We start from the raw sequence: 18,131 nt of genomic DNA on the forward strand, positions 1-18,131 counted from the left end.
AACCCATGTATTTCAAACTTCACATTTAATAATACCTCTCTAACTTTTAGAAGTTACATGCTGATTTTGAGTACAGGAGATAATTTATTTTGAAAAAAATTTCAATTAAATATAAAGAATATGAAAAATAATAATTCAGATAATACAAGCAGCAATTCTACTCCAAGCCCTAAGCGATTTAAAATAAATTGGGGAACTGGAATTGTAATTGCGATAGCTTTTTTCATGAGCTTCATACTGTACTTCGTGATTAAAGTACAGACAAATTCGAAATATGATAATGAATTGGTTGTAGAAGAATACTATAAACACGATTCGCATTTTCAAGACGAAATGAAAAAGGTTCAAAATGCTCATGATTTAAAGAGCCAGCCCACATTTACCGAAACTGACAAAGGAATAACAGTAGCTTTTCCTAGCGAATATGATTTAGCTAAAATTAAAGGGAAAGTGTCCCTCTACAGACCGTCTAACAAGAAGTTTGACTTCGAAATTCCCATTTCGTTTTCAAGTTCTAATCCAACTTTACTCATACCTAAATTTAATTTGGTGGACGGTCGCTGGGACATTACTATGGAATGGCATTATGAAGGAAAAGATTATTTGTCAAAAGAAACCTTGTATTTATAGACTGCACTTAAATAATAAAGAGCATTTTAAATTAACAAATACAGATTAACAATTTTTGCTTTAGTTAATAGAATAGGATCCTTTTGTAATTAAACTATAAACTTACTCATTAATTTTTGTAATTGATTTTTAAAACATGTTATACACGGCTTTTATATTTGGTTTAATAAGTAGTTTTCATTGTATTGGGATGTGCGGTCCGATTGCGATGATGCTTCCTGTGGAACGAAATAATCCTGCCAAAAAAACAAAACAAATCCTAACATATCATCTAGGAAGGCTTACCGCTTATGGTAGCATTGGATTACTGTTTGGTATCCTCGGAAGAGGACTTTTTATTGCTGGCTACCAGCAGAAATTATCAATAGTAATTGGTGTACTTATGATTCTTGTAGTTATAATTCCCGAAAAAAAATTAGCAGATTACAATTTTTCAAAACCAATATTTAAAATTATATCTGGGATTAAATCAAAATTGGGAAAACAATTCAAAAATAAGAGTTACAGTTCACTTTTTACAATTGGATTACTTAATGGTTTCTTACCGTGCGGAATGGTTTATGTTGCTCTTTTTGGTGCCATAGCGATGCAATCTGCTAGTCTAGGAATTGTATATATGTTGCTTTTTGGGCTTGGAACAGTACCCATGATGAGCGCGGTCGTCTATATGAATGCCTATTTGACCCTTCCTGTTCGTAACAAAATTCAAAAACTTATTCCGTATGTTGCCATTATAATCGCAGTGCTATTTATTTTAAGAGGATTAGGACTAGGTATTCCCTATGTTTCACCAAACAATATGAGCTTGTTTGTACAAGCAGAAGCCAATTGCCACTAGTTTTCTGTGAATTTATTTGCTAAATCTTTATTTGGTGCCGTAATATAGATTTTAAACATAACTTAAATTAAAAAAAGTCGATACCGCTAGATGTCTAGATCGTATCGACTTATTTATTTGATAAAGTTTCAGTATTTATTTTCGAAAAACTTACAACAGCAACTAAATAGTCATCGAGAACAACTGTGTTTGAGGTGCTTTTCTTTTCAACCGAACATCAAATGCCATACAAAGATTTCGAACATAGGGTTTTCCCTTTGTCGTAACGGTTAAGTGATCCTTATAAATTTCGATCAATCCATCCTTTTCCATTTCTTCCAATTGCGAAAGAATACTTTGGATTTCATCAAAATACTCACTTTCATTGGCCCAAGAAGTGCTAAATTGACACATCAAATTCAAGATATGTTTGCGTATGACTAGGTCTTCACTAGTTAAAAGATGACCTCTATAAAGTGGTAATTCGTTTTGTTCCAGCTTTTGATAATATTCTTCGATTGTTTTTACATTTTGTGCGAAGCTGTACCAGCTATCACCTATAGAGGAGACGCCCAAGCCAATCATCAGCTGTGTTTTTGATGAACTATATCCCATGAAATTGCGGTGCAGTTTATTGTCATTAAAAGAGTGGAATAAGTTATCTTCTTTTAGAGAAAAATGATCCATTCCAATCTCGTAATAACCATTTTTGGCTAACAATTTTTTGCCAATTTCATATAATTTTCTTTTTTCGTCATCCTTAGGCAGATCTTCATCTCTATAACCACGTTGACCATTACCTTTTATCCAAGGCACGTGAGCGTAACTATAAAATGCCAATCGATCTGGCTGCAATGATTTCGTTTTTTCAATTGTGTCGACAACGTTTTCTATAGTTTGAAAAGGAAGACCAAAAATCAAATCGTGACCGATGGAAGTGTATCCAATTTCTTTGGCCCATAAGGTAACTTTTGCAACATTGTGGAAAGGTTGGTGTCGGTGAATCGCATTTTGAACTTTTCCGTCATAATCTTGAACGCCAAAACTCACACGTCTAAATCCTAGGTCGTATAATTTTTTTAAATGTAAACGACTAGTATTATTTGGATGTCCTTCAAAACTAAACTCATGTTGAGGTGCTTTGTCAGCGGTTTCAAAAATACCATTAATTAGGATTTCTAAGTTTTGTATCGAAAAAAAAGTGGGTGTTCCTCCACCCAAATGAATTTCTTTAATAATAGGTCTTTCAGAAAATAAATCACAATATAATTTCCATTCTTTTAAAACCGCCATAATATAAGGATTTTCCAATTGATGGTTTTTGGTGATACGCTTATTACAACCACAGAAGGTGCAGAGACTTTCGCAAAAGGGTAAGTGAATATAAAGACTAATTCCTTCGATAGTATTGCTTTCCAAAAAAGATTTCTGAAAAGTTGTTATCCAGTCCTCATACGTAAAATTGGCTTCGTCCCAATAGGGTACTGTGGGGTAACTTGTATATCTTGGTCCAGGAACATTGTATTTCTGCAAAAGTGACTTTTTCATTTTCAACTAATTTTTCATTAATCAAAAATAGGGGACTGCTGCTTGATTTAAAATGATAATTGTCATATTCAAAAAGAAGCCTAAAAGCAAAAAGTCAATTTAAAAAATTAAATATAATTTTCGAAATTGACTTTTAATATTATGATTAAAGATTAACCAAGCGCGTGCTTATTCCTGTGTTAGATTTCGCAATTGTTCTAACTTTTCCTTCCAAGTATCTAGTGTCTCTTTGTGGATAGCAATATTTTTACGAACTTCTAAAACGATAGAATTTTCTTTTTTTGCATTTTTCGTATTGGTAAAAAACTGAATATTATTTTCCAGCTGAAAAATTTCATTTTGTACTTCATCGATTTTACGTATAATAAAAATCTTTTCATTTTCGATTTTACGTGTGTCGTTGTTTTCAGATAGATTGTCCAAGCGGTTGGCAAAACGCATCATGTCACCCTCTTTTTTACTCAAACTAAGTTTGTCAAATAACGCATCAAGAATTTTATTGAATTTACCTTCAATATGTCTTCTCTGCTGAGGTACTCTTCCAAAGCTTTTCCAAGTTTCAATGTGTGCTTTTATGGCATCCAAATCTACTTTATGATCGCCAACAAGTTGAAATTCTCTAAGGGAGTCTAAATAAGCTTTCTTTTTGTCGAAATTTTCTATTTCTTCAGCATTTTCCTCATTCTTAAACTCTTTTAGTTTATCAAAATAATGATTACAGGCAGCTTTAAATTCTTTCCAAATTTTATCAGAATATTTTCTTGGAACGTGACCTACTAATTTCCATTCCTCTTGAATTTTCTTCATGATAGGAGTCGTAGCTGCGAAATCGGTACTATCTTGTAAGGCTACAGCTTTGGCCACCAAAGCATTTTTCTTGGCAAGGTTGTCATTTTGATCCTTTTTTATGTCTTTGTAGAAGGAGTTTTTAAAAGCATTAAAATTCCTTACTGCGGTTTTAAAAGCATCCCATGTTTCTTCGTTAACATCTGCAGGAACTTTTCCCGCATTAAAGAAAGCGGTGCGCAATGCTTCTACCTTTCCTATTTGAACTAACCATTGAGAGTGAGAGTTCACTTGCACTGTACCCAAAGCTTCAATCTCTGCAATAATTAATTTTTTGTTGCTTAAATTTTCAACTTCATTTCCTCTTTGTTTTTCAAAAAGTTGCTCGCGCTTATCGTGAATCTGCTTGGTGTAATCGCTAAATTGATTCCAGATGGCATCGCGATGTTCCCTCGAAACGGGACCAATATCTTCTTTCCAAATGCGGTGTAAATCTTGCAATTCTCTAAAAGCTTTATTGATATCAGCCTCCTCTGCAAGTACAGCAACACGCTCTATAATTTTATTTTTTAATTCCAAATTATGCTTAAAATCTACATCACGTGCTTCTCTATCCAAGTGTAAAATGTCATAGAAATTCTCAACATGAAAGTGGTAGTTGTTCCAAACATGATTGTATTTGTCCTTTGGAATAGGACCAGCATTTTTCCAACGTTCTCTTAATTCATTAAAATGTTTTAAGGTGTCTTTTATATTTTCTTGCGGGTTGATAAGTTCTTTTAGTTCCTCAACAATCGCTAGTCTGTTTTCAAGATTAGACTTTAAGTTTGATTCTAAGCTCTTGAAGTGTGAATTCTTCTTGTTTCTATATTCGGTATAATAATGGTCAAATGTTGATTTTAAAGGCAACTGATAATGAAAATCTTCAGTAGTATCAGGATTTTCAGCATGAAACTCCTCTTTTTTCTCTTCGATAAAATGATAATATTTAGCTAAGAAAGACTTTTTGATCTCGTCAATATGTTCTTTAATAGACATTACTTTATCTGTAGCTACAAGCTTTTGCAGTTCTTCTACAAGCGCTTCCATCGACAAAGTGTCATAGTCTACCAATGGTATCTCATGGCGATCTCTCAAGGAGATGTCTTCACTTTCTTCAGCATTTGATTGATCAATAGCATTTAAAGCATCTTGATTCACATTTTCTGCTTCAGGTGCCAACTCAGGTACGTCATTTGTAGTTTGTAGTGATTGATCAGCATTGCTACTTAAATTTCCATCTGCATCTTGCAGGTTATCATGTTGTTCTTCTAACATTGGTTCAATGTTTAAGGTTTGTAATATTTGAACTCGAAAGATAGTGAAGAGTGGCTGAAAATCAAAACAATTCTCGTATTTCAGAATGATTCTTGTTATGAAATTATAATAAAGTTTCTAGTATAATGCACACTATTATTTTAAAATTTGTTTAAAATTTACTGGATGAGTTATGTTCGTAGTGTTATAATCTATCATTTTTTAATAAGTCTTTTAACAGATTTAAGAATCTTTTGTACCGATTCTTTTGAATAATGCATAAAGTAAGTAATATTTATTTATTTTTACAGCCGAAAAAAAAGGTAAATGTTATTAATTCTAAATGGAGTAAATAAAACTTTAGTTTGTGAATGGATTTTATAAGTAAATGAAAACTAATTTTGATAGTAAAACGTAATTAAAGATGCTATTAGAATTTTCAGCAATGAAAATCTTTAGATTAGAATACCACAATTGAATGATTTAAATTTTTTTTATGAGTAAATCGAGTGTATATATAAACATCAGGAAAATCCGCGAGTTGAAAAATTTAACGCGAGAATATGTTGCTGCTGAGCTAAATATGAGTATGAGTGGTTATGGTAAAATTGAACGTGGGGACGTAGATCTTACCGTTTCTAAATTGATCGAAATCTCCAAAGTTTTGGAAGTCTCACCAGAATTTATACTTAAATTTGATGTTTCTATTTTCTTTAATGAAGCAAAATAATAGGCGGATTTCCTTGAATTTACTTTAAAATTTACGGAGTTATTATTTCACCTTAAATAGATAAATTCCTCATTTGCTATTAAACTTTATAACATCTTTAATATCTCATTTACATTGCTAGGAACGGTATAGAGTTTTATACTAGCTGAATTTTGTAATGATTCTTCAAATGCTACACTACAACAATAGGCATCAGTTAACAAGAAACTATTGACCTTCCAGTTTTTGGACGTACTATGATAATTAGAGTCGATAAAATGCTGTCCATCAATACACGGAACCTCTTTAAAACCTTCATCAATTCCCTTTCCTATTGCTTTTACAAATGCTTCTTTACGTGTCCACAGTTTGTAAAATTGTTCTTTTTGGTTGTGGGTTGTTGTGATACTATTTGCCGCATCATTAGTAAATATATCAGGAATAAGATCTATATAATCAAATTGTTTATCTAGATATTCAACATCAATGCCTATCTCCTTACTAGAGACGGCGATAACAGCAAAATCTTCTGCATGAGATATGTTAAAATGTATTTTAGGATGATTGGCTAAATAGGGCTTTTTATTTGCTCCATATTCGAAAACGATATTATGCGCGCTCGTATTTGTATAAGATGCTAAAATCATTTTTAAAATAGAACGGTAAATAGTAAAGCGATCACTGTCCATTTTATTATGAAAGCGATTGGCCCTGTCTGTTTCTGAAGTATTTAAAAACCTCCCCAGTTCAGTCTTTAAAGCTGTGAATTGGGGAAGAAAAATGGAATAAATTATTACGTTATCGTTTCCTGATAAGATTTCGTTATTTAGCGGTAATTCGCATTTTGAAATACTAATATCATCTACAGAGATTTTAGATATTTGCATGTTTTTTATCTAATATTTCCTGAATCATGTTTGCTAATATTTTATCATTTGGTGGTGCTACAATATTAAGATGATCTCCAGCTATATTGTGGATGTTGACGCCTTTTAAAGCAGCTTTTTTCCATCCTAGATGTTTCCCGTCATGTTTGTAAGTTTCATCGTTTTCTGCACGAAATAATTCCACTTCAATATCTTGAGGAATAATTTTATAACGATCGACAATGTAATCCACTTTTGCATTTGCTTCCTCAAAAGTTTCTTGCGCCAATGCCTCTTGCTCAGTTAAATTTTCTTTTTTATTTAAATATTTTTTCTGAATGTAATCCGTCTTAGCGTTAAAGCGTAATTTTAATGCCTTCCAACTAGTAAACATCTCGAATAAATAATCCAATCTTCTATAGGTAAGACAATAGTACCTAATCATATTTTTCTGCCAAATTGGACCATAATAGTAAGAAGAATGCAAGTAAGTGTCAAGTAATACTACAGCACTTACAACTTTCCCTTTTTCTTTAAGTTGACGAGCCATTTCAAAGGCAACAACACCACCAAAAGAAAATCCAGATAAGGCATAAGGGCCATCAGGGTTTACTTTTTCAATAGATTCGATATAACGAGTTGCCATAGTTTCAATAGATTCAAACCAATTATCTAGACCATTTGAGCTAATACCTTGTAAAGCATAAACGGGTTGTTCTTTATCAAAATGATTTACAATATGTACAAAATTTAATATGTTAAGACCAGCTCCATGTACGATAAACAATGGTGGTTTTGTACCTTCTGATTTTAAAGCAACTAAGTGATCTGTTGTAATTTCTTCGACTTTTAAAAGTTTGGCAAACTTCTCCACAGTTGAATGTTGAAATAAGGCCGAAAGTGGAATTCTGATTCCTGTTTCTTTCTCTATTCTAATCATAACATTTACAGCCATAATAGAATGTCCGCCCATTTCAAAGAAATTACTAAAGATATCAATAGAATCTTTCTTCAATACGTCTTGCCAAATGTCAGCTACCAATTTTTCTTCAGAAGTACGGGGACCAGTACATTCCTCGTTTTTATGTGAGTCGCATTCATATGCCAGTAAGGTAGTACGATCTACTTTATCATTCAACGTTCGTGGTAGTTTATCTAGAATATGAAAAAGATGAGGCACCATAAATTTAGGTAATTGAGATGCAATCTCATTTCTCCATAATCTTATTTCTTCTATCTCAGAGACAATAGTGTAATCAACTACAATAAAAGCAACAAGAATATCTTCTTTGGCTAACACAATTGCCGACTTTATACCTTTTATAGACGTTAGGACATGTTCTATTTCTCCGATCTCAATTCGGTGACCTCGCACTTTAACTTGATGATCAATTCGACCCAAACACATTACCTCATTACTAGGCAGCAATTTACCAATATCACCAGAAAGGTACATTATAGCATCTTTCTTGTCTGAGAATATATTCGGAATGTACTTTGATGCTGTCAGTTCTGGTTTTCCCAAATATCCTTTTCCAACTCCATCACCTCCAATAGCGATTTCGCCAATAGAATTGGGAGGTAGTAAATTCATCTGCTCATCTACGATATAATACTGCATATTGGCTATAGGAGCTCCGACAGAAATAATAGTGTCTTCCGTTTTTATATGCTTGCAAGATGAAAATATCGTTACCTCTGTAGGACCATAAAGTGTCCATAATTGTTCACTTCTCTGAATTAAATCCTTAGCCAATTTAGCAGGTAGTGGCTCACCACAACACCAAATTTTTATAGGCAATTTTTTTGACCATCCCGAATCCAAAAGCATCTGGTATGTCGTAGGTGTCGCTACAATCAAAGAAATTTTTTCTTTATCAAGCATTTCATAGAAAAGTCGACCATCACTAGATGTTTCGTGATCAGGTAATACTAATACAGCTCCTTTAAATAGAGGGAAAAATAATTCAAAGCTCGCTATATCAAAAGATATAGTTGAAATGAAAGGAACGCGATCCGTCTCTTTTATACCAGGTTCGTTTTCCAATGAACAAAGTAAGTTAACTACATTTCGATTAGTAATTTTTGCTCCTTTGGGTTTTCCAGTAGAACCCGAAGTGTACAAAAGATATAGAGTGTTTTCTGGATCAACTTCTTTCTCCAGTTTAGTTTCAGGATATTGGTCTAGAGAGCGCATAGCGTCATCTATTAATATTGTATTATCACATTTTGGTAATCGAAGAGCCAATGCTTCACTTGTCAATAAAAATTTGGCCTCAGAATCGCTCATCATGTACTCTACACGTTTTGTTGGATATTCGTGATCCAAAGGAAGGTAAGCAGCTCCACACTGAATAATGGCTAAAATAGCATAAACCAATTCCGGACTTCTAGGAAAAGAAACAGCTATATAATCTCCAGATTGAACACCTTGAGCGTCTAGGTAATGAGCAAATTGATTTACTTTTACATGTAAATCTTTGTATGTAATTTGAATATTTTTATATTCAAGTGCAATATTATTTGGTGAAAATTCGGCTTGCTTATTTAATAACGCTGATAACGAAACGTTAGGATATAAAGTATTAGTATCGTTAAGCGTACGGTAGTTTGCAAAGTAATCTCCGTTTACAAATGCATTTAAAGGTTTGTTTTGTTCTGAAATTAATTTAAGTATAGTTTCCTCAAATGATAGTAATAAAGTGTTAATGGTTTCTTCTTTGAATAATGATGTATTATAAGAGCATTGAAAAGTAGGTTTATTCTTCGACATACAAGCATGCAACTGTAGCTCAAATGATGCAAAATCTCTTGGATTAATGATAAAATCATAAGTAAGACCTACAAATGAAAATTCACTTTCTATATCACGACTTAAGTCAACTGTCATTGTTACAGGCACCAAAGGTACTCTGGATGGATCTCTTGCTATAGCCAATTTTTGAAGCAAATGTCCAAAACTTATTTGATGGTGGTTTTGAGCAGTTAGAACTTCAGGTTTTCTTTGTTTTAAATAATCTAAAAAACTCTTTTTGGAATCAATTTTACTGCGAATTGGAAGCAAATTTGCACAATTCCCAATCATGTGGTTCATGTCATAACGCCTGTTGCCAGAAACTGGAACTCCGACAATAAGATCATTTTGACCCGTGATTTTATAAAGAAAGACTTCGTATGCAGCCAATAGGGTAGTAGCTAGACTACAACCAGCACTATTACCCAATTGCTTCAACGAAGCAATTAACTTAGGATCTACAGTAAAGTCAAATCGCTTACTACTGTATGTGCGCAGTGAAGGTCGTGGGAAATCTATCGGTAATTCGACAGTTGGAACAGATTCTTTATATACCGACAACCAATAATCTTCAGTTTCTTTGTAATCGATACTTCCTATTACTGAATTTGCAATCCTTGAAAATTCGCTGAACAATTCAGGTTTAGGAAGCGTAAATGTTGTTTTTTCTATAAAGGAAGAATAGAGTACACTAAGTTCTTCTAATATTATATTTATACTCAAACCATCGCCAATAATATGATGATGTGTAAGTATTAAGATATTTTCTAAGATATCGGTCTTAATTAATCTGACTTTAAATAGAGAATCTTCAGAAAGGTTGAAAGCAGTATTTACTTCTCTACTTATAATTTCCTCCTTTAAACGATTTTTTTCATTTGCAGTATGGTTACAAATATCATCGTAAATTAATTCGACCTCTAAATTTTTATGAATTTTCATAGAGCTGCCATCAACACTAAAAGTAGCGCGTAAACAATCATGACGCTGTATTACATTGTGCAAAGCATATCGAAAAGCTTCAATCACAAATTTACCTTTGAATGTGATCGAATAAGAAAGATTGTATGCTTTGTTCGCATCATCAGAGCCTAGTAAACAGTCCGTCCAAATTTCTAATTGTGAATTAGTAGTTTGTATGACACTCTCAACTTCCGATCGATCAGGATCAGATTGTAAATTCTCGATTAATTTTGAATATTCTTTCATGTCATGTAAGGTTTATAGAGATTTATATTTGGGGCGTTTAAATATAAGTATTTTTAATAGATGAAATTGGTTTGTGCTTGATATGATTCGTTTAGATCATAAGTGTAAATTGATGAAAAACTTTTTAGAGCATACAATATTCTAATAATGCTTCACACTCTGTTTCGAATATAAATAGAAAATTGAGGTGAAAAAGAATAACTTTATCAACAAGTCCTTGGATTATTTTAGCTAAATTTTTGTCATGCGGACTTTCTCTGATATCAAAATTATCGCCAGGTATGTGATGAATAGAAATTCCTTCAGTCGCTGCTTTTTTCCACCCCAAGTGAGTTGGTGCTAGGGTGTGAGCTGGATGATCTTTAGAACGAATTAAATCTATTTTAAAAGGTTGTGGTTTAAGATGGTAACGGTCCAGAATAGTGTTGACTAGACTTACTGCCGTAACAAATTGTTGGTGAGCAAGTATTTCTTGTTCACTACTCTTAGTATCTTTTTCAAGATGCTTTTTTAATAAATATTCCTTTTTTTCAGTTATACGTTTTTTAAAAGCTTTTCTGCTCACTAGCATTTCCCCAAAGTAGCGGGCTCTTCTGCTTGTACGGGCAAGAGTCCTAATTAATTTTTTATGCTTAGTGTTTTTATAATAATAAGCAGAATCAACATAAGAGTCCAATACGGCAGTCATGCATACTTCTCTACCTTGCTGTTTCAACTGGCGAGTCATTTCAAAAGCGACAACACCACCAATACAAAAACCTACTAGAGCATAAGGGCCTTTTGGATTTACTTTGACTATAGCTTCGACATAATGAGATGCCATCTCCTCGACAGATTGATACCAGTGATCATATCCTCTAGGACCAACTCCTTGAATACCATAAAATGGCTGGTCGTCATTAAAATGTTTACTCATATTGACCAAACTCAAAACATTCAATCCGCCGCCATGAATCATAAAGATTGGCGTTTTGCTTCCATTCGCTTTTAGAGGTACAATACAGTCGGCGTAGGTTTCACTATCGGTATGCATTAATTTTGCAAACTTTTCTACAGTAGCATGATCGAATAATGTTGATAAAGAAATCCTTTTCCCAGTATGTTTTTCAATATCTGAAATAATTTTTACAGCTTTAATAGAGTGGCCACCTAATTCGAAAAAATTACTCTGGATATCTATAGTGTCTAAGTTCAAATTTTCTTTCCAGATAGTGGCAACTAATTTTTCCTCTTCAGACTTCGGTGCGTTATATGTTTTATTAACTTCAGATGTTAAAGTATAAGCAACCAACTCTTTACGATCAATTTTCCCGTTTATGGTAGTTGGGATTTTGTCGATTATATAGAAAATTTGGGGTACCATATAGTCTGGTAGCTGACTGTTTAAATAGTTTTTTAAAAGTTGTTTGTATTCACCATACTCTGTGCTTTCTCCCATAGGAACAATCAAAGCAACAAGAGTTTGTTCTTTAACGAGTACAACAGCAGATTTTACAAATGCATTAGAAAGTAAAACATGTTCTATTTCTTCAATTTCAATTCTGTAGCCTCTTACTTTTACTTGATGATCAATTCGTCCCAAACATTGTAGATTACCATTAGGCAAAAGCTTTCCTAGATCTCCAGAAAAGTATATTTTACCTTCCAAGTAAGGATCAAATGGATTAGCTAAAAAGCGTTCGTTAGTAAGTTTAGTATTATTCAGATAGCCCAAAGAAACACCATCGCCTGCAATTACGATTTCTCCAACTTCACCATCATTTACCGGATTTTTATTTTTGTCTAATAAATATACCTTGGTGTTTGCAATAGGTTTCCCAATATGGATAGGATCATCATTAAGGTCAATTTTAGTTAGAAATGAACATACAGTAGTTTCTGTTGGACCGTAAATATTCCACAATTCATCACACAATGAAAGTAATTTTTGAGCTAATACTATTGGAACTGATTCACCACCAATTAAGGCTTTTATTTTTAACGGTTTCTCCCATCCCGAATCTAGTAAAATTTGCCAAATGCTTGGAGTCCCCCAAATTATAGTAATATTTTCTTCAATTGCTTTTTCTAAAAGTAACTTTCCGTCCAACCTAGTATCTTCGTTAACAAGGACTATACAAGCACCAAAAAGTAATGGAAGGTATATTTCCATTACCATCGCATCAAAAGATATTGTAGTTACAGAAAAAATTTTATCATTTTCGTCAATCCCGGGCTCAATAGCCATCGAAAAAAGAAGGTTAATTGCATTATAATGAGCTACTTGAACTCCTTTAGGCTTACCTGTCGATCCTGAAGTATAAATGACATAAGCAGGGGATTCAGGGGCTATTTCAATATTTAAGAAATCTGAAGAAAAAGCTGAAATCGCATTTAGAATTGTATCTATTTTTATAAACTTAATAGTAGAGCTTTTTAATGGTTTTACACCAATATGGAATACAGCTGCAGCATCTTCGAAAATTACATTTAACCGTGCTTCTGGATATTTTGTGTCAACTGGCACATACGAAGCTCCGCATTGCAATATGGCAAAAAGCGATATAATTAATTCGGGAGATCGCTCAAGAGATACAGTTACAATCTGCCCTGGTCTTAATCCTTGATCCCATAGATAATTTGCAGTTTTATTAATTTTCTCCGACAGCTCACTGTAAGTAATTTTTTCTCCATCAAATTCAATGGCTATTGCATGTGGTAATTTCACAGCTTGATCTGCAAATAGCTTATGCAAATTTGTTTTAGGATAATCTAATTTTCTACCGCTAATCATTGTGTAAAGCTGCTCCATCATTACTGTATTAATTACAAAACTATTTTATTCTAATAAAATTCCCAACGCTATAGATGCTATTAGTGATGTTTTTACTAAAATAAAGTAAGGTGTCACTTATGATAAATAATCTTAATGTAGTTATTTTATTATATAGTAATAAATAGCACAGTAAAAAAACGCATAATTTTCCAATAATACTTGTGTAGTCTATATAAGGCTATTATAGTCGACAAACAACATATTTTTGATAAGTTTAAAGTATTTACTACCAGCAGATTCCATTTATTTTTGTTTATGTAAAATTGAATTACTACTGATTTATAAAACAATAGACTCGCTTTATATGATGAATATCCTGAAAATTAAGATAAGTTTTTTTCGAATATTGATTGAAATGAATGCTGATTAAGATTTAAAGATATACACTTGTAGAAAAAATTATTCGTGATAAGTTTACTATGATTTACATGGAAACTATTGTGTAGAAAAAAAATGATACACTCATATTAACTTCGCAGTAGGTCGTTACTATCATATCTAAAAAAACTTCAGTAGGAGAAAACGGTTTTTAAATGTTAATTAAACACCTACCTTTCAATGTTCATATATCAATATTATATGCTGAAAAACTCTACAGCGAATAGACCTAAAATAGAAGGTATATCCTTGGCTTGAAACGTTTAGCATATTTTGTAATAAGAATATTAAAAATTCGCTACTGTATGTCTTCCATTCAAAATAGTTTGAAGTAAACCAGCTAGTAATTTATCATTTGGAGACGCAACAATTTCTAGATGGTTACCGGAAACTTCATGAATTCTAATCCCATTTGGAACTGCTTTTTTCCAACCCAAATAAATAGGGTCGGGCTTGTATTGCACATCATCTTTTGATCGAAATAAATCAACACTAAAAGATTGCGGTTTCAATTGATACAAATCAACAATGCCATTAACCATTTCGTTTGCGGCAGTAAATTGAGCCAAGGCGTCTGCTTCTTTCGCCGTCATAATGGTATCTTGATCTACATATTTTTGAAACAAATAATCTTTTTTGGCTAGCGTACGGTCTTTCATGGCACGCCAGCTAAATAGCATTTCCATTAAATAATTCATTCTTTTCTTTTGTATAGATATTTGTCTGCTATATTCTTTTTGTTGAATTGTATTTTTATAATAAGCGTGATCTACCGTAGTATCTAGTAAAGCGGTTAATATCACTTTTCGACCTTGTTCTTTCAACTGACGCGTCATCTCAAAAGCAACCACTCCACCAAAAGAAAAACCCGCTAGCGCATAAGGCCCAGAAGGGTATAAGTCTACAATAGCTTCAATATATTGTGCTGCCATGTCCTCGATAGAATGATACCAATCGCTATAGGGGCGAGTAGTACCCTGAATACCATACACTGGCTGGTCAGGATCAAAATGTTTGCTAAGGCCGACGAAATTTATGGCATTAAGACCAGCACCATGTATAATAAACAGGGGTGGTTTGTTTCCAGATTTTTGTAAAGGAACCAAGCAGGAAGTCGAAATATGGGTTTCCCTATGTATTAATTTTGAGAATTTTTCAACTGTAGAATGTTCGAAAAGTGATGAAATCGGATACGTTTTGCCCGTTTTTTTCTCAAATTCAGACATGACTTTTACTGCAATAATGGAATGACCACCCATTTCGAAAAAATTACTAAAAATATCAATAGTCGGTAACTTTAAGTACTTTTTCCAAATTTCAGCAACTAAAACTTCTTCGTCAGTTCTAGGCGGGCTAAAGCTGGCCGTTGCATTAATTTTTGCTTTAAGTTGAAACAGTGCTTTATCATCGATTTTTCCGTTGGTAGTCATCGGAATTTGATCTACAAAATAGAACACAGAAGGTACCATAAACGAGGGTAGCTGAATCGTTAAGTGATTACGAACTTGCATTAAAAGTGTTGCCTCATTAGCAGGATCTTCTTGTGGAATTAAAAATGCGATTAACGAGTCGTTATCGGTTAAGACTACAGCAGTTTTTATTTCGTCAAGGCTTGTAATAGCATGTTCTATTTCTCCCAATTCAATACGATAACCTCTTATTTTTACTTGATTATCGGCTCTGCCAACGTATTGGATGGTATTGTTGTCCAATAACTTCCCAATATCGCCTGATAAATACTGTTTGCTTCCCAATTGATCTGTGAAATTGGGAAAAACAAAACGCTCATTGGTTAGTTCTTGCTGTCCCAAATAGCCCGATGATACACCTGCTCCTGATATCGCAATTTCTCCCAACTGCCCTTTTTTTACAGGTTGTCCTAGTGCATTCAACAAGTGAATTTGAGTGTTAGCAATAGGTTTTCCAATAGCTATAAACGCATCGTCTTTATTGATTTGAGATAGAATACAACATACAGTAGTCTCGGTAGGACCGTATATATTCCATAAAGACTGGCAACGGTCCAAAAGTTGTTTGGCTAGCGTTAATGGAACGGCTTCGCCACCAATCAAAACTTTTATAGATAAAGGAGCTTTCCAACCCGAATCGAGAAGGATTAGCCATATCGTAGGCGTTCCCCACATAAGTGTAATTGCTTCGTCTGCCATTTTTTTGAGCAACAATCGTCCATCACGTCGTGTTTGCTCGTCGACCATGACGATAGTTGCCCCGTGCAATAAGGGTAAAAACGTTTCCATGACCATAGCATCAAAAGAAATGGTTGTCAAACAAAGCACTTTATCATTCGCGTCAATTCCTGGTTCTTTCGCCATAGAACACACAAGATTGACAACATTTTTATGCATTACTTGCACTCCTTTTGGTTTTCCTGTAGATCCTGAAGTATAGATGATATAGGCAATTTCGTCTGTTGAAACGGAATTACTTAAAGGCTGGCTATCAAATGGTTTGCTTTTTTTGAGCAAAATAGCAATAGTATATGCTTTTTTAGTCAGTCCAAACAGTTCGGTCTCTTTTTGCCCTACAATAAACTGCGCGTTAGAATCTTCTATCATTAATTTCTGTCTCGCCTGTGGGTAGGCTGGATCGATCGGTACGTAAGCGGCTCCGCATTGTAACACCGCAAAAATTGTCATCAACAATTCAGGAGATCTATCCAAAGAGATAGCAACTATTTGTCCAGAACACAAGCCTTGCGACGATAAATAATTTGCCATCTGTTTGGCAGATTGCCATAGTTCAGTATAGCTAACCGATCTATCTCCGTCTATAACCGCAACAGCATCAGGTGTACGAGTCACTTGCGCTGCAAAAAGCTCGTGCAAATTGTGATCAGGAAATTGGGTTTCAGTCTGATTTAGCACAGTATAATCTGCTGAAAAGTCCTCGTAAACTATGTCGCCAATAGTTTGATTAGGATTTTCGGCTACTCGTTTCATAATATTTTCGAATGATAACATCATCGTTTCAATGGTTTTAGCTTCGAACAAGCTCGTGTTGTAGGACCATTCGAAGATAAATTTTTCACCTTTTTCGCTAAGATTTAAAAATAGTTCGAAAGATTCAAATGCTTTAGGATTGCTTTGACGTGTAAATTGTAAATCAGCAAATTGAACTCCATTGTTCATACCTAAATCAACATTAAAAACTACCGGAAGCAAAGGAATTCTTGATGGGTCACGCGCTATAGGTAATTTTTGTAACAATTGCCCAAAAGTTAAATTTGGATACTCATAGGCATCGAGTAATTCTGATTTTCTTTTCTTTAGGTAAGTAGTAAACTCACTATTTGCATCTATGCTACTTCTTAGAGGTAAAAGGTTGACACAATGCCCAATTAAATGGCTCATTTCCTTTACAGGCTGGCCTGCAAAAGGCATACCGATTACCAAATCGTTCTGCCCTGTAATTTTATACAATAAAATTTCAAAAATAGTAATAAGGGTGGTGACCAAACTCGTTCCTGCTTGGCGACCTGTTTGCTTAATTTGAGCTACTAAAGCTGCGTTTACTTCAAAATCCAGTCGGTTTCCTCCATACGTTTTTAGCTGAGGTCTTAGAAAATCTGTTGGGAGGTCAAGAAGCGGAATGTCTTTCTCAAACTGTGAAATCCAAAAGTTCTCAGTTGCTATATTCTCTTCCGTCTGTACATAATGAAGTTCCTCAGTTGCATAAGCACTAAAAGGTACGGCATTTTCAAGGATTAGCGTTTCCTTTTTAGCATAAGCGGTATACAAGACACCTAAATCTTGAAACAATACTCCAAAGGACCATCCATCGCATACAATATGATGTGCGGTAAGGACAAGTGTATATTTTGTTTCTGAATGTTGAAAAAGAGCCACCTTAATTAGAGGACCATGCACAAGATCAAATAGAAAATGGGCATCATTTCGAACATAATTTAAAACTGTATTCTCTTGATTGGCATCCGTTTCAGTGGTTGAATCAATTTTTTCAATAGGAATATTAATTTTTTTATAAACAGTCATGTACAAGCCATCTGGGCTGAAGGTAGCACGTAAGGATTCATGTCTGGCAACTACAGCTTGAACAGCGGCTTCCATAGCGAGCGTATCAACGGCACCATCAAATACTAGGGTTGTCGATTCGTTAAAAGAGCGTGCTGCATTTTCTCCACCAAAATAACAGGCAGTCCAAATTTCTGCTTGTGATTTTGTAGTATGCAATACAAAGTCGATTTCGGGACCAGTAAAGGGATTGTAGGTTACACTATTTTCTACCATTGGGGGATACTTTTC

General features: G+C 33.9%; 9 protein-coding genes. 3 read left to right on the forward strand and 6 right to left on the reverse strand.

Annotated features, from left to right (window positions below):
- Nucleotides 1-120: 120 nt before the first annotated feature.
- Both LXH21_RS13540 and LXH21_RS13545 read left to right on the forward strand, forming a co-directional pair.
- Complete coding sequence (locus LXH21_RS13540) at nucleotides 121-630, forward strand: FixH family protein (RefSeq protein ID WP_239866807.1); 510 nt, start codon at nucleotides 121-123, stop codon at nucleotides 628-630.
- 136 nt (nucleotides 631-766) lie between these two features.
- Nucleotides 767-1,468, forward strand: a complete 702-nt coding sequence (locus LXH21_RS13545; protein WP_239866809.1) for a sulfite exporter TauE/SafE family protein — start codon at nucleotides 767-769, stop codon at nucleotides 1,466-1,468.
- 162 nt (nucleotides 1,469-1,630) lie between these two features.
- Here the strand turns inward: LXH21_RS13545 and hemN are convergent, their stop codons facing one another.
- Nucleotides 1,631-2,995 (reverse strand): oxygen-independent coproporphyrinogen III oxidase, encoded by a 1,365-nt coding sequence (gene hemN / locus LXH21_RS13550; RefSeq protein ID WP_239866811.1) that lies wholly within the window; start codon nucleotides 2,993-2,995, stop codon nucleotides 1,631-1,633.
- Between the two features lie 168 nt (nucleotides 2,996-3,163).
- The gene (locus LXH21_RS13555) at nucleotides 3,164-5,098 is read right to left on the reverse strand and encodes a DUF349 domain-containing protein (protein WP_239866813.1); all 1,935 of its coding nucleotides are present in this window, start codon (nucleotides 5,096-5,098) and stop codon (nucleotides 3,164-3,166) included.
- Between the two features lie 475 nt (nucleotides 5,099-5,573).
- Here LXH21_RS13555 and LXH21_RS13560 point away from each other — a divergent pair, with 475 nt between their 5' ends.
- The gene (locus tag LXH21_RS13560) at nucleotides 5,574-5,807 is read left to right on the forward strand and encodes a helix-turn-helix domain-containing protein (protein ID WP_239866815.1); all 234 of its coding nucleotides are present in this window, start codon (nucleotides 5,574-5,576) and stop codon (nucleotides 5,805-5,807) included.
- A gap of 86 nt (nucleotides 5,808-5,893) precedes the next feature.
- Here LXH21_RS13560 and LXH21_RS13565 read toward each other — a convergent pair whose 3' ends face one another.
- The 4 genes from LXH21_RS13565 to LXH21_RS13580 form a co-directional block, all read right to left on the reverse strand.
- Nucleotides 5,894-6,673: a 4'-phosphopantetheinyl transferase family protein gene (locus LXH21_RS13565; RefSeq protein WP_239866817.1), complete on the reverse strand. Its 780-nt coding sequence runs from the start codon at nucleotides 6,671-6,673 to the stop codon at nucleotides 5,894-5,896.
- Nucleotides 6,660-10,655 (reverse strand): non-ribosomal peptide synthetase, encoded by a 3,996-nt coding sequence (locus tag LXH21_RS13570; RefSeq protein ID WP_239866820.1) that lies wholly within the window; start codon nucleotides 10,653-10,655, stop codon nucleotides 6,660-6,662. The genes LXH21_RS13565 and LXH21_RS13570 overlap by 14 nt, the downstream gene beginning before the upstream one ends.
- A gap of 124 nt (nucleotides 10,656-10,779) precedes the next feature.
- A complete protein-coding gene (locus tag LXH21_RS13575) occupies nucleotides 10,780-13,446 on the reverse strand; it encodes a non-ribosomal peptide synthetase family protein (protein ID WP_239866823.1) in 2,667 nt (888 codons plus the stop codon).
- Between the two features lie 689 nt (nucleotides 13,447-14,135).
- Nucleotides 14,136-18,116, reverse strand: a complete 3,981-nt coding sequence (locus LXH21_RS13580) for a non-ribosomal peptide synthetase (protein ID WP_239866826.1) — start codon at nucleotides 18,114-18,116, stop codon at nucleotides 14,136-14,138.
- Nucleotides 18,117-18,131: the final 15 nt, after the last annotated feature.

The sequence above is a fragment of the Flavobacterium algicola genome, assembly GCF_022399565.1.
Lineage (GTDB): Bacteria > Bacteroidota > Bacteroidia > Flavobacteriales > Flavobacteriaceae > Flavobacterium > Flavobacterium algicola.